General features: G+C 74.8%; 16 protein-coding genes. 8 read left to right on the top strand and 8 right to left on the bottom strand.

Annotation, left to right across the window (positions count from 1 at the left end):
* The 5 genes from ABD223_RS42950 to ABD223_RS42970 form a co-directional block, all read left to right on the top strand.
* A partial coding sequence (locus ABD223_RS42950) for an endo-1,4-beta-xylanase (RefSeq protein ID WP_344044054.1) occupies positions 1 to 653 on the top strand: 653 nt, incomplete at its 5' end.
* Between the two features lie 134 nt (positions 654 to 787).
* Positions 788 to 2,332 carry a PucR family transcriptional regulator gene (locus tag ABD223_RS42955; RefSeq protein ID WP_344044056.1) on the top strand — a complete coding sequence of 515 codons (1,545 nt, stop codon included), beginning with the start codon at positions 788 to 790 and terminating at the stop codon, positions 2,330 to 2,332.
* A gap of 121 nt (positions 2,333 to 2,453) precedes the next feature.
* Positions 2,454 to 2,738 (top strand): hypothetical protein, encoded by a 285-nt coding sequence (locus tag ABD223_RS42960; protein WP_344044058.1) that lies wholly within the window; start codon positions 2,454 to 2,456, stop codon positions 2,736 to 2,738.
* A gap of 8 nt (positions 2,739 to 2,746) precedes the next feature.
* On the top strand, positions 2,747 to 2,923 hold the full coding sequence (locus tag ABD223_RS42965) for a hypothetical protein (protein WP_344044060.1): 177 nt from the start codon (positions 2,747 to 2,749) through the stop codon (positions 2,921 to 2,923).
* Between the two features lie 178 nt (positions 2,924 to 3,101).
* Positions 3,102 to 3,581 (top strand): GreA/GreB family elongation factor, encoded by a 480-nt coding sequence (locus ABD223_RS42970; protein ID WP_344044062.1) that lies wholly within the window; start codon positions 3,102 to 3,104, stop codon positions 3,579 to 3,581.
* Positions 3,582 to 3,734: 153 nt separating this feature from the next.
* On the opposite strand, the gene ABD223_RS42975 is transcribed toward ABD223_RS42970, so the two are convergent.
* From ABD223_RS42975 to ABD223_RS43005, 7 genes are all read right to left on the bottom strand, one after another.
* Positions 3,735 to 4,121, bottom strand: a complete 387-nt coding sequence (locus ABD223_RS42975) for a VOC family protein (RefSeq protein WP_344044064.1) — start codon at positions 4,119 to 4,121, stop codon at positions 3,735 to 3,737.
* On the bottom strand, positions 4,118 to 4,411 hold the full coding sequence (locus ABD223_RS42980; protein WP_344044066.1) for an ArsR/SmtB family transcription factor: 294 nt from the start codon (positions 4,409 to 4,411) through the stop codon (positions 4,118 to 4,120). Before ABD223_RS42980 ends, ABD223_RS42975 begins: the two co-directional genes overlap by 4 nt.
* A 56-nt stretch (positions 4,412 to 4,467) precedes the next feature.
* Complete coding sequence (locus ABD223_RS42985) at positions 4,468 to 5,232, bottom strand: SDR family NAD(P)-dependent oxidoreductase (protein ID WP_344044068.1); 765 nt, start codon at positions 5,230 to 5,232, stop codon at positions 4,468 to 4,470.
* On the bottom strand, positions 5,232 to 6,584 hold the full coding sequence (locus ABD223_RS42990; RefSeq protein WP_344044070.1) for a mannitol dehydrogenase family protein: 1,353 nt from the start codon (positions 6,582 to 6,584) through the stop codon (positions 5,232 to 5,234). Before ABD223_RS42990 ends, ABD223_RS42985 begins: the two co-directional genes overlap by 1 nt.
* A complete protein-coding gene (locus ABD223_RS42995) occupies positions 6,581 to 7,912 on the bottom strand; it encodes an MFS transporter (protein WP_344044072.1) in 1,332 nt (443 codons plus the stop codon). Before ABD223_RS42995 ends, ABD223_RS42990 begins: the two co-directional genes overlap by 4 nt.
* A complete protein-coding gene (locus ABD223_RS43000; RefSeq protein ID WP_344044074.1) occupies positions 7,909 to 8,928 on the bottom strand; it encodes an Ldh family oxidoreductase in 1,020 nt (339 codons plus the stop codon). The genes ABD223_RS42995 and ABD223_RS43000 overlap by 4 nt, the downstream gene beginning before the upstream one ends.
* A 109-nt stretch (positions 8,929 to 9,037) precedes the next feature.
* On the bottom strand, positions 9,038 to 9,784 hold the full coding sequence (locus tag ABD223_RS43005; RefSeq protein WP_344044076.1) for an IclR family transcriptional regulator: 747 nt from the start codon (positions 9,782 to 9,784) through the stop codon (positions 9,038 to 9,040).
* Between the two features lie 435 nt (positions 9,785 to 10,219).
* On the opposite strand from ABD223_RS43005, the gene ABD223_RS43010 reads away from it, so the two are divergent.
* Complete coding sequence (locus tag ABD223_RS43010) at positions 10,220 to 10,624, top strand: hypothetical protein (RefSeq protein WP_344044078.1); 405 nt, start codon at positions 10,220 to 10,222, stop codon at positions 10,622 to 10,624.
* Here ABD223_RS43010 and ABD223_RS43015 read toward each other — a convergent pair.
* Positions 10,596 to 10,904 (bottom strand): hypothetical protein, encoded by a 309-nt coding sequence (locus ABD223_RS43015; RefSeq protein ID WP_344044080.1) that lies wholly within the window; start codon positions 10,902 to 10,904, stop codon positions 10,596 to 10,598. The two genes, ABD223_RS43010 and ABD223_RS43015, sit on opposite strands and share 29 nt — an antisense overlap.
* A gap of 274 nt (positions 10,905 to 11,178) precedes the next feature.
* Here ABD223_RS43015 and ABD223_RS43020 point away from each other — a divergent pair, with 274 nt between their 5' ends.
* A complete protein-coding gene (locus ABD223_RS43020) occupies positions 11,179 to 12,132 on the top strand; it encodes a thiopeptide-type bacteriocin biosynthesis protein (protein ID WP_344044082.1) in 954 nt (317 codons plus the stop codon).
* On the top strand, positions 12,125 to 12,413 hold a 289-nt coding region (locus tag ABD223_RS43025; protein ID WP_344044084.1), incomplete at its 3' end, for a hypothetical protein. The genes ABD223_RS43020 and ABD223_RS43025, both read left to right, overlap by 8 nt.

A 12,413-nucleotide genomic window follows, 5' to 3' on the forward strand; every position in this document is an offset into this window, starting at 1 on the left:
TGCCCATCGACTGCGTCGGCTTCCAGGCCCACTTCAACAGCGGCAACCCCGTGCCGTCCAACTACCACACCACCCTCCAGAACTTCGCCAACCTCGGCGTCGACGTCCAGATCACCGAACTCGACATCGAGGGCTCCGGCTCCAGCCAGGCCCAGCAGTACCAGGGCGTCGTGCAAGCCTGCCTGTCGGTGGCCCGCTGCACCGGCATCACGGTGTGGGGCATCCGCGACAGCGACTCGTGGCGCGCCTCGGGCACGCCGCTGCTGTTCGACGGCTCGGGCAACAAGAAGGCCGCCTACAACTCCGTCCTCAACGTCCTGAACAGCGGCTCGGGTTCGACGAACCCGACCACCGACCCGACCAGCACCACCCCGCAGAACCCGGGCGGCGGCTGCACCGCGACCTACTCCGAGGGCCAGAAGTGGAATGACCGCTTCAACGGCCAGGTGACCGTCTCGGGCACCGACAACTGGGTCGTCACGGTCACCGTCAGCTCGCCGCAGCGGATCATCGCCACCTGGAACACCAGTGCGACGTGGGAATCGGCCAACGTGATGACGGCCCGTCCCAACGGCAACGGCAACAGCTTCGGCTTCACCATCCAGCACGGCGGCAACTGGAACTGGCCTTCCCTCACCTGCAGGGCCGGCTGACCTGAGCCGAGTTGGTCCGAGCGGGAGGGTCCGGTGGCGCCGGACCCTCCCGCTCGCTTCGGTCCGCGTGCCCGTCGACCCGACCTCCACTACGGACGGTTACGGTGGGCGGTCGGCGTCGGACAGGGGTGCTCATGATCGTCTTGGACCGCCTGGTGAACGTGCTGGGTGGCTACGGGGTCCGGTTGGCGTGCTGCCCGGCGCCGCGGTCGACGGAGTTGCGCAGCGTCGTGATGCACGAGTCCTCCGACGCCCGCGCGGTCGACGGGGACGTGTTCCTGGCGGTGGGGGCCGGTTCGGTGCCGGAGGCCGTCGGCTGGGCGGTGGCCGCGCGGGCGCGCGTGGTGCTGGTCCACGGCGGGGCGGGGGACCCGGGGGTCGGGGACGAGGCCGCCGCGCTGGGGGAAGCCGCGGGCGTCGCGGTGCTGGTGGTCGACCCCGAGGTGTCGTGGAGCCAGTTGGCGGGCGTGGTCTACGGCCTGGTGCTGGAGGGGCGCGAGACCGAGTCCGGTCGGGGTCCCACCGACCTGTTCGCGCTGGCGGACAGCCTGGCCGACGCGGTCGGCGGAGCGGTGACCATCGAGGACCGGTCTTCACGGGTGCTGGCCTACTCCGGCTCGCAGCAGGGCGCCGACCGGGCCCGGCTGGAGACGATCCTGGGCCGGCGGGCACCGGAGCGGCTGCGGGAGCTGTTCGAGGACCGCGGTGTGCTCGCCCACCTGGCCGCCCGCGACGAGCCGCTGTTCGTCGAGCCGGACCCGGAGCACGGGCTGTCCGGGCGGATGGCGGTGGCGGTGCGCGCCGGCCGGGAGCCGCTGGGGTCGGTGTGGGTGACCTGCGGCGGCCCGCTGACCGGCGCGCGGCGGTCGGCGCTGGCCGACGGCGCCCGCACGGTGGCGCTGCACCTGCTGCGCTGGCGGGCCAGCGCGGACCTGGAGCGCCAGGTCGAGGGCGAACTGGCGCTGCGCCTGCTGGAGGGCACCGCGGACGCCGCCACGGTGGTCAGCCGGCTCGGCCTGCCGCCGGGGCCGCTGCGGGTCATCGCGGTCCGGGCGCACATCGCCGCCGAGCGGCACGCCGCGCTGCTGCTGGCCTTCGAGCGGGCCACCACCGGGTTCGGCTGGTCCAGGCCGGGGCGCAGCACCCTGGCCGGCACCACCCTCTACACGGTCCTGCCCGGTGAGCGGGCGGACGCCGCGCGCGAGTGGGTGGCCGCGCTGCGGACCGCGCTGCCCGCGCAGGTGGCGGTGACCGCGGGCATCGGGGGCACGGGCTCGGCGACGGACCTGCCCGCCAGCAGGCAGGAGGCCGACGAGTGCCTGGCGCTGCACGAGGCCCGCCCGCCGGACGCGCCGTACCCGGCCTACGACGACTCGTGGGACGACATCCTGCTGCAACGCCTGCGCGCCGCCGCGCGCGCCGGGCGGACACCGGCGCGGGGGCCGGTGGCGGAGCTGCGCCGCCACGACGAGTCCCACGCCACGCACTACGTGCCGACGCTGCGCGCGTGGCTGGAGTCCCAGGGCGACCTGGCCCGCGCGGGCGAGCGGCTCGGCGTGCACCCGAACACCATCCGCTACCGGCTGCGCAAGATGGCCGAGGTGGCGCCGCTCGACCTCGACGACGCCCGCAAGCGGCTCGCCATGATCATCGACCTCGCCGTGACCGGGGACGACTGAACCCTGCCGTTGTCGAGAGCCGACAAAACCACACCCCGAAATTGACGGCGGCGGACAACGGCGGGGGAGGTCCTCCGGGCGAAGCTGGCTCCGACAGCAGCTCGTCCGGGTGGAGGTGGTCATGGTCGACGTCGAGCGCATCGACGGCGGACCGCGGTCGGCGGTCGTGGTCGGCGCGGGCGCCTTCGCGCAGGCGCCGGCCCGGTCGGTGGTCGCCCGCGGCACCACGATTCGCTTGGTCGAGGTCGACGACATCCGCCCTTGCCGCAGGGGCGTCACGGTCCACCCGCGCAACGGCGCCGCCGTCCACGCCGAGGTGGCCACCGGGACGTGGCTGTCCCGGCCGGCGCGGATCACCACCGGCAAGCAGCCCGGGGCGTTGCGGGCGTTCGGCCCGTTGCGCTAAGGCGCCACGTGGACACCACCGAGCCCACCGGGCCGCTCACCGACGAGGAACGCGAGGAGCTGACCTGGCTGCGCGCGGAGAACGCGTTCCTGCGCGTCCAGCGCGACGTCCTCACCCGCATCGCCGACGGCTACGCCCACGACGTCGAGGTGATCCTCGGCCGCCGCCGACCGAGCGAGCCCTGACCGGTCGAGCCCTGACCGGTCGACCACAGCCGATCGAGGCCTGTCCAGTCCACCACCGCGTCCGCGGCGCCGGTGCCGTCCCAGTCGCCCGGTGACGCGGACACCTCCGCCGCCAGGGCGGTCCATCCCCGGCCGCCCTGGCGGCACCCACCCGTTCACCCCCACCGCGAGGAACACCATGACCAGCACCCGCCCCGGCGCCCGGCCCGTCTGGCTGACGCCCGGAGCCCACCGACGGCTGCGCGCCGAACTGGCCGACCTGTTCGCCACCGGCACCGCCCCGGAGGCGACAGAGGAGCACGGCCCGGCGTTGCGCGGGCAGCGCGAAGAACGCATCCGCGAGATCCGGGACCTGCTCAACAACGCCGTGGTCGGCGAGGACCCGCCCGACGACGGGGTCGCCGAACCCGGCATGGTCCTCACCGTCCGCTACGACGACACCGGCGACGCCGAGACCTTCCTGCTGGGCATGCGCGCCGTCGAGCACGGCGAGATCGAGGTCTACTCCCCGGAGTCCCCGCTGGGCGCCGCGCTCGTCGGCGCACGAGCGGGCGAGCAGCGGACCTACCGGGTGCCCGGCGGGAGCACGGTCCGCGTCACCCTGGTCGAGGCCGTCCCCTACGGGCACCACCGGCCGCCGTCGACCGGGACGGGCTGACCGGCGCGGCCACGGTCCCGCCCACGACCCGCGCCGGCTCCGCCGGGTGGGCGGCCCGGGCCGCGCGCATCGACCGCGCCCGGCTGGAGCGGCGGCACGACGGCGTCGCGCCGACCGCCCCCCGCCGACCGCCCCCCGGCGGCCGAACCGGTCCTACTTGTGCTGGACGATCTGGATCAGGTTGCCGCAGGTGTCGTCCAGCACGGCGGTGACGACGGTGTCCATCTCCAGCGGCTCCTGGGTGAACACCACGCCGAGGCCGCGCAGCCGGTCGAACTCCGCGCGGACGTCGTCCACGGCGAACGCGGCGACCGGGATGCCGTCCTCCAGCAGCGCCTGCTTGTACTGCTTGGCGGCGGGGTGGCGGTCGGGCTCCAGCAGCAGTTCGGCGCCGTCGGGCTGCTCGGGCGAGACCACGGTCAGCCACCGGTCCGTCCCCAGCGGGACCTCGGTCTTCTTCACGAAGCCCAGCACGTCGGTGTAGAAGCCCAGCGCCTTCTCCTGGTCGTCGACGAAGACGCTGGTCAGGTGGATCCTCATGCGGTGTTCTCCGGTGGTGTGGGCCTGAGCCATCGCGTCACGATCTGCTCAAGCGGTTCGGTGTTCAGGTCGTGGAACTTGTAGCGGCCCTCGCGGCGCGAGCGGACCAGGTCCGCCGCCTCCAGCACGGCCAGGTGCTGGCTGATCGCCTGGCGCGTCAGCTCCGAGCCGTGCCGGGTCGACAGTCGTGCGCAGATCTCGAACAGCGTCTGGCCGTCGCGTTCCACCAGCCCGTCGAGGATGCGCCGGCGGGTGGGGTCGGCCAGCGCCTTGAAGAGGTCGTCCGCCATGGCCCCCACAATAGGCAAGTGACGACTTGCCTGACAAGTCGGTCACCCGTGCGGGTCTAGTACACGACGTGCTTGCCACCGTCCACGATGACCGACTCACCGGTGACCTGGTCCATCGCCAGCACGCCCAGCACCGCCTGCGCCACGTGGCCCGGCCCCGACGTGCGGCCCAGCGGCACGGTCCGCCGCTCGGCGCCGGCCCGTTCGGCGAAGCCCTCCTCGCCGTGCAGGCCCGTCTGCCACCGGGTGGCCACCGTGCCCGGCGAGACGGTGTTGACGCGCACCTCGGGCGCGAGCGCCGCGGCGAGGTTGCGGGTCAGCTGCGCCAGCGCGGCCTTGCTCACGCCGTAGGCGATGGACGACCCGCCCGCCCGGTAGGCGGAGATCGAGGCGATGTTGACCACCGCGCCGCGAGAGGCCCGCAGCATCCCGGTGAACGCCCGGGTGACGCGGAACGGGCCGACCACGTTGACGTCGAGCACGTGGTGGAACACCTCGTCGGTGAGCGCGTCCAGGTCGGCGTGCGGCACGGCCCGCGTGGTGCCCGCGTTGTTGACCAGCACGTCGACCCGGCCGAACCGGTCGCGCACCCGCTCGGCCAGCGCGCGCACCCGCTCGTCGTCGGCCACGTCGACGCGCTCGGCCACCGCCTCGCACCCGGCCTCGGCCAGGTCGGCGACGGTGGAGCGCGCGTCGGCCTCCGAGCGGGACCAGGTGACCACCACGCCGCGGCAGCCGGCCCCGGCCAGGGCCAGCGCGGTGGCGCGGCCGATGCCCGTGCCGCCCCCGGTCACCACGGCGACGCTCCCGCGCAGCTCCATCAGTTCCTCCCGATCCGGCTCAGGGTGGCGGTCACCCCGTCCTGGTCGATCCGGCGCACCGCGTCGGCCATGAGCCGGCGGAACACCCGCGACTGGCGCAGCGGCAGCGGCAGGGGCAGCGCGGGGAAGCCCTGCTGGTGCAGGAAACCGGCGACCGCCAGGCAGATCAGGCGCGGTTCGGCGCCGACCACCAGCAGGTCCACCGCCGGGTCGAGCAGGCGCTGCGGCAGCTTGCGCGGCGCGTCGCGGGCGATCTGGTCGAGCCGGTGGGTGATCCGGGGGTTGGCCAGCCGGTTCAGCAGCGCCTCGACCTCCCGGCCGCCCGGCGCGGCGCCGAAGCGCCGCAGCGACGGGCCGGTCTCGGTGAGCAGCAGGCGCTCGGCGTAGCGCGCGAACTCCGGGCGGTCCAGGGCCGCCGCGGTGCTCCCGCACCCGGCGAGCAGGCCCAGGTGCGCCAGCGCCGAGTGGGTGCCGTTGACCAGTCGCAGCTTCGCGGCCTGGTGCGGCGCGATGTCGGCCACCAGTTCCGCGCCCACCGCGTCCCAGGCGGGCCGCCCGGCGGCGAAGTCGTCCTCGACCACCCACCTGCGGTGCGGTTCGCCGACCACCGCGGCGCGGTCCTCCAACCCCAGCGCCTCGGCCACCCGGGCCAGGTCCCGGTCGGTGGTGGCGGGCACGACCTGGTCCACCACGCTGGAGGGGAACCGCACGTGCTCCTCGACCCAGTCGGTCAGGCCGGTCTCGCCGCGCCGGTCGCAGAACTCGCGCACCAGGCCGCCGACCAGCCTGCCGTTGTCGGGCAGGTTGTCGCAGGAGATGACGGTCAGCCCGGGGTGCCCGCGCTCGCGCCGCCGCCGCAGCCCGGCGACCAGCTGCCCCACCGGGGTGAGCGGCGGCCCGCCGGCGAGGTCGGCGGCCACGTCCGGGTCGTCGTCGCGCAGCCGCCCGGTGACCGCGTCGTGCCGGTACCCGGCCTCGGTGACGGTCAGCGTCACCACCCGGGTGCCCGGCCCGGCCAGCGCCTCCTCCAACCGGTCGGCCTCCGCGACCGCCACCAGGGACTCGCGCACGCTGCCCACCACGCGCAGCCGCTCGCCGGCCGCGTCCCGCTCGGTGACGGTGAACAGGTGGTCCTGCTCGGCCAGCGCGTCGCGCACCCGCCCGCCGCGCTGGGCCGCGGCGCAGATGCCCCACGGCCCCGGCTCGACGCGCATGGCCTCCTGGGTCAGCACCGCCTGGTGCGCCCGGTGGAACGCGCCGAGGCCGAGGTGGACGATGCCGACCCCGCCGTCGGGCAGGTCGGCCGCCAGCGGCGCGGGCAGCCGGGCGGCGGACAGGCGCGGCCTGCTCACCGGGGCGACACCCCCGCGACGTCGGGGGCGGTGATGTCGACGTCCTTGCCCTCCGCGGACAGCAGGAACGCCACGAACGACACGGCCGCGGTCCCGATCATCCACACGGCCACCAGCCAGCCCCGACCACCGGCCTGGGCGACCAGCGCGGCGGCCACCAGCGGCGAGAACCCGGCCAGCGCCGCGCCGATCTCGCGGGAGGCGGCGAACCCCGTGTAGCGGACGCGCGCGCCGAACAGCTCGGCGTAGAACGCGGGCTGCACCGCGATCATCGGCGCCAGGCCGAACGAGGTGGCCACCACGAGCGCCACCCAGATCAGCACCGGCTCGCGCGTGTCGAGCAGCAGGAAGAACGGGAACGCGAACGCGGCGGTGAACACCACGCCGAACAGGTTGAGCGGGCGCCGCCCGATCCGGTCGGACAGCGCGCCGTACACCGGTTGCAGCGCGATGACGAACACGCCGAACAGCACCACGCCGGTGAGCCCGACCCAGCGGGGCAGCTCCAGCGACTTGGTGATGTAGGCCAGGCTGTAGGTGGCGTAGATGTAGACGATCGCGGTGTCGCAGATGTGCGCGCCGATGCCGATCAGGAAGTTGCGGGGGTAGCGGCGCAGCGCGTCGAACACGGGCAGCCGCACGGTGGTCCGCTGCGCGGCCATCCGCTGGAACACCGGCGACTCGTCGACCCGCAACCGCACGTAGAGCGCGACCGCGATCAGCACGAAGCTGAACCAGAACGGGATGCGCCACGCCCAGTCCAGCACGGTCTGCCGGGGCAGCAGCTCGACCAGGAGGAACACCAGCGTGCCGGACAGCAGCCCGATCTGGACGCCGGTCTGGGCGAACGAGGTGAAGAAGCCCCGCCTGCGCGCCGGCGCGTGCTCGGCCAGCAGCGTGGACGCGCCGCCGAACTCCGCGCCCGCGCCGAGGCCCTGGCACATCCGCAGGACGGTCAGCAGGATCGGCGCGGCGACGCCGATGGACCCGTAGGTCGGCAGCAGGCCGATCAGCCCGGTCGAGACGCCCATGACCAGGGTGGTCAGCACCAGCGTCGACCGGCGGCCGATGCGGTCGCCCAGGTGCCCGAACAGGAAGCCGCCCAGCGGTCGGACCGCGAAGCCGACGCCGAAGGTGGCGAACCCGACGAGCACGCCGGTCGCGGGGTCCTCGGTGACGAAGAACAGCTCGTTGAACACCAGCGTCACGGCGAAGCCGTAGATGAAGAAGTCGTACCACTCCAGGGCGGTGCCCACGACGGACGCGCCCACGACGCGGCGCAGCCGCCGCCCGTCGGTCGCGGGCTCGTGCCCGGTCGTCCCGGTCATGCCCTCCCCTCCCCGGTCTTGAGCAGGGCGTGCAGTTCGCGCCAGGTCTCCTCGGCGATCGGGATGCCGTCGCGCAGCCGGGCGCGGCGGGTGCGCGCTTCCGGCTCGCCCGGCACCAGCACCTCCTGGCTGCCCTCGGACGGCGGGGTCCGGGCCAGTTCGCGGCAGAACAGCTCGGCCTGCTCGCGGAACCGCTCGACCGGCGTGAGGGAGCCGATGTCGAAGGCCACCAGCACGGTGCCGAACCCGCCGCCGTAGCCGGGCAGGCTGCCGATGCCCATGCCGGTGAGCAGGCCGCCGACGACCTCGATGAGCACGCTCAGGCCGTAGCCCTTGTGCGCGCCGAACGGCAGCAGCGCGCCGCCCGCGTAGAAGTCGGCGGGGTCGGTGGTCGGCCGGCCCAGGGCGTCCAGCACCAGGCCCTCGGGCACCCGCTCACCGCGGTCGCGGGAAAGGGCGAGCTTGCCCTCGGCGACGCCGGAGCTGGCCCAGTCCACCACGATCGGCGGTCGGTCCGCGGCGCGCGGCGCGGCCCAGGCGAGCGGGTTGGTGCCGAGCCTGCGGGCCCGGCCGCCGTAGGGCGCGACGGTGGGGTCGGCGTTGCCGAACGCGAGCGCGACCAGGTCGTGCTCGGCCAGGAAGCCGACGTACTCGCCCAGCCTGCCCACGTGGTTGCAGTCCCGGATCACCGCGACGCCGCTGCCGTGGGTGCGCGCCACCGCCCGCAGCTCGCGGGCCGCGACACCGGCGGCGATCCGGCCCAGCGCCCGGTTGCCGCGCACCACGACCGTGCCGGGGCGCGGGTGGTCCACCCCGGGGCGGGCGCGCGGGTCGATCCGGCCGTCGCGGATGCGCTCGACGTAGTCGACGAGGCGGCGCACGCCGTGCGAGTCGTGGCCTGCCAGGTTCGCCTCCACCAGCGAACCGGCGACGGTCTTGGCGTCCACCAGGGTCGTCCCGGCGTCGAGCAGGACGCGGACCGCGAGCTTGTGGAGTTCGCTCGACGTCACCTTCATGTGTTCCGCCTGACGGAACGGAGTTCCATCGCCATGTCCTCACCATGGCACGAATTGCCCGGTTCGTGAAGCGGGTCACACACCTGGCTCGGTTCAGTCGGCGCCCAGCTCAGTCGGCGCCCAGCGCCCGCGACACGGTGGTGGCCGCCCTCACCACCAGCGCGGGCAGGTCGCCGGGCGCTTCGGCGAAGTCCACCAGCGAGGCCGCCGACACCGCGCCGACCACCTCGGCGGTGTGGTTGAACACGGCCGCGCCGATCGCGCGCACCCCGGCCTCGTTCTCCTCGTGGTCCTCGGCGTAACCGCGCGCCCGGACCTCGGTCAGCTCGGCGAGCAGGGCGTCCACGTCGGTGATGGTGCGCCCGGTGCGGGCGGGCAGCCCCGTGCGCCGGGCCAGCGCCCGCACCTCGTCGTCGGGCAGCGCGGCCAGGATCGCCTTGCCGATGGAGGTGCAGTGCAGCCGCAGGCTCATGCCGACGCGGGAAGCCAGGTGGTAGGGCCGGACGCCCTCCAGCTTGGCCACGTACACCGCCTCGTCACCGGACAGCAGCGCGAAGTGGACCGTCCACCCGGTGCGCTCCTGGAGGTCGCGCAGCGTCGGGCGGACGTGCTCGGTGATGTCCAGGCGCTGGAGGAAGCGCCCGGCGAGGCTGAGGATGCGCGGGCCGCCCAGGTAGCCGCCCTGGCCGTCGGCGCGGGCGAAACCGCGCTGGACCAGGGTTTGGAGGATGCGGTGCACGGTCGGTTTCGGCAGCCCGGAGGCATCGGCGATGTCGGCGATGCGCGAGTGGTCGGCGAGCGCTTCCAGGACGCTCAGCGTCTTCTCGGCCGCGGAAAGTGAGGCATCGCCACTCATGGAACTCAATCTATGCCAGGTTCGATCACCGCGACCGGTGAGCGGACGAGCCGCCCGGCGTGCGCAGGACGGTCGACTTCCGCGCGCACCGGGGGAGCGGTCCTCGGTGGTGCCTGTTCTCGGTGGTGCCTGTTCTCAGGTGGCGTTGGCTCTCAAGTGGTGCGGCCCTTCCCGGCCCGGTCCGCCTCGACCACGCCGCCCACGGCCGTCTCGGCGGCGTCGGGGTCGAGTGGACGGCGTCGACCACCGCCGGGTGCTCGGGCAGCGAGGCGCGGTCCCGACACGTCCGCGTGGGTTTCGGACCGGTGCGCCGGGTGCGGACACCGAGGTCACAGCGGTTTTGAAGCCGTATCAGCGCGGCCGGTGTTAGCCCGTGCGGGTGCACGTGCAGATGCACGTCGCGCAAGGCTTCGACGGCCTCTCTAAGCTCACCACGTGAGCTTCGACCAGCAGTCGGTCCCCGTTCCGGAACAGACGCGCGCCGGATCGGCCACGGTCTGCCGCCCGCGCCCGGAGCGCGACCCCCTCCCGGTGCTGACCGCCGCCGTGGACGCCGCGATCGCCGCGCTGCCCCCGACCGCGCGCGCGGACGCCCTGGAGCCCATGCTCACCGACTTCGCCCTCACCGTCGCCCCGGTCCAGGGCGACCTGGCGGGCCTGGCCGCGCACGACCGCCGCGGCGTGCTCAAGATCGCCCAGGGCTACCTGGGCAACGCCTTCACCCACGCCGTGACGGGCGACGTGGACGCGACCAGGGCCGCCCTCATCGCCGCCCGCGCCAGCCTGTTCCACCTCGGTGGCGGCGAAGAGGTCACGAGCGGCGCGGATTGGCGGGCCTGACCTCCCGGGCCCCGACCGTCGCCGACCCCGGCGGGCCGCCCGGCTCGCGGACCACGGGGGCCGGTGGTTCGCCCGACCCGTCGAACACCGCTTCGGCGACGGGGGCGAGGTCCGGCGCGCCGCCGTGCGCGCCGATCCGGTAGCCGACCCGCGACCCCTCGTCGACGAGCGCGTGCCCGCCCGGGTGCGGCGCCCCTTCCCCGACGAGAAGAACCTCGCCGATCCCGTCGAGCGCCTGCTCGGCGCTCGGATCCCCGACCAGCCAGTCGGGTCGCCTCACCCTCCCGGGTGTCGGGCCGCGGCGCGGTCGGTGCGCGCCGCCATCGTGACCGTCCGACGGGCGCCGGCGGGTCAATTCATCGGTCGAGTGATCCTCGTATTCCCGACCGAGTGAGAAACCCACCCGATGCAGTGAAGGTCGGAGCACGCCGTTTCAAGGCCGCGTCAACGCTGTATTCCCCGTCACACAACCTACGTAGGGGTGTGAGATGTCGCCTGGCCTCCTGTCCCGAACTTCGGCCCGGGTCGCTCCTCCGCGCGTTGCCGCCGTACCGGTGGGCGAGCGGTCGGTTCCCCTGGCGGACCTGCTCGCCGGGTGCCTGCGGATGATCGAGGGGAACGACCCGGGACCGGCGGACCCGGAGCTGGCCGAGGCGCAGCGGGCGTTCCTCGCCGCCGGGCTCGGCGCGCTGGCGGCGCCCGCCCGGGAGCGCCGGTGGGTCCAGGTCGGACTGTCGCCCGCGCCGGAGCACCGCGCCCCGCTGTGCGGCGAGCTGCACGACTTCGCGCGCGACCTGCTGGACGGCGGCGCGGCGACCGCTTTCTTCTTCATGCACAAGGAACCCGGTCTGCGGGTCCGGTTCCAGGCGCCGCCCGGCGGGCGCGAGGCGCTGCGCGAGCGGGTGCTGCGCTGGGCGGACCGACTGGCCGCCGGCGGCGTGACCAGGACCGTCGTGCCCGCGGTGTACGAGGCGGAGGCCGGGTTGTTCGGCGGGCGGTCCTCGATGCCGTACGCCCACGAGCTGTTCACCGCGGACTCGTTGGCCTGGCTGCGGGTGCACCACCGCGGCGGGGTGCCGGCGTGGGTGGTGTCGCTGGCGATGGTGCGGGCGGTGCTCGACGGCCTGTCGGTCGTCGGGTGGGAGGACCGGGACGTGTGGGACCGGGTCCGCTCCGAGGCCGGGCGGCGGCTGCCGGACGGCGTGGGCGGTCAACCCGGGCTCGACACCGCGGTGCGCGGCATCCGCCTGCTGTGGCAGGACCAGGACCGGCTCGTGGGGTCGTTGCCGGACTGGGCGCGGCAGGTCGTGGCGCGGCACCGGGAGCGGGCACTGGACGTCGGCGCGCGGTGGCGGGCGGGGTTCTTCGACGGCCGCGACACCGGCGCGGGTCCCCGGCACGCGCTCGCGTTCCACGTCGTCTTCCACTGGAACCGGGCCGCGCTGTCCGCCGAGCGCCAGATGCTGCTGGCCGAGGCCCTGGGCACGTCGGAGCCGGGCCGTGGGTGAACCCGTGGTGCTGCTCCGGCTCGCCGGGCTGCCCGTGCGGTTGTGGCTGGCCGGCGGGTGCCCGGAGCTGTTCGCCGCGCTCGCCGGCGCCGATGCCGCGGCCGACGCGCACCGCGAGCACGGCCGGGCGCTGGCCGCGCGGCTGGGCGACCGGGTCGTGCCGCGGCCGGAGGTGACCGACGCGGAGCGGCAGGCCGTGCTGGAGATGCGGCGGGCCGCGCACGTCCCCCGCCCGCTCCCCGGCGGCGACGGCCAGGCGCTGGCCCTGCGCGCCGCGGCCC

This window comes from Saccharothrix xinjiangensis (assembly GCF_039527585.1).
GTDB lineage: Bacteria > Actinomycetota > Actinomycetes > Mycobacteriales > Pseudonocardiaceae > Actinosynnema > Actinosynnema xinjiangensis.

Coding starts and splice junctions, on each gene's coding strand:
- ABD223_RS42955 (WP_344044056.1), top strand. CDS start 788: ATGATCGTCTTGGACCGCCTGGTGAACGTGCTGGGTGGCTACGGGGTC.
- ABD223_RS42960 (WP_344044058.1), top strand. CDS start 2,454: ATGGTCGACGTCGAGCGCATCGACGGCGGACCGCGGTCGGCGGTCGTG.
- ABD223_RS42970 (WP_344044062.1), top strand. CDS start 3,102: ATGACCAGCACCCGCCCCGGCGCCCGGCCCGTCTGGCTGACGCCCGGA.
- ABD223_RS42975 (WP_344044064.1), bottom strand. CDS start 4,121: ATGAGGATCCACCTGACCAGCGTCTTCGTCGACGACCAGGAGAAGGCG.
- ABD223_RS42980 (WP_344044066.1), bottom strand. CDS start 4,411: ATGGCGGACGACCTCTTCAAGGCGCTGGCCGACCCCACCCGCCGGCGC.
- ABD223_RS42985 (WP_344044068.1), bottom strand. CDS start 5,232: ATGGAGCTGCGCGGGAGCGTCGCCGTGGTGACCGGGGGCGGCACGGGC.
- ABD223_RS42995 (WP_344044072.1), bottom strand. CDS start 7,912: ATGACCGGGACGACCGGGCACGAGCCCGCGACCGACGGGCGGCGGCTG.
- ABD223_RS43000 (WP_344044074.1), bottom strand. CDS start 8,928: ATGAAGGTGACGTCGAGCGAACTCCACAAGCTCGCGGTCCGCGTCCTG.
- ABD223_RS43005 (WP_344044076.1), bottom strand. CDS start 9,784: ATGAGTGGCGATGCCTCACTTTCCGCGGCCGAGAAGACGCTGAGCGTC.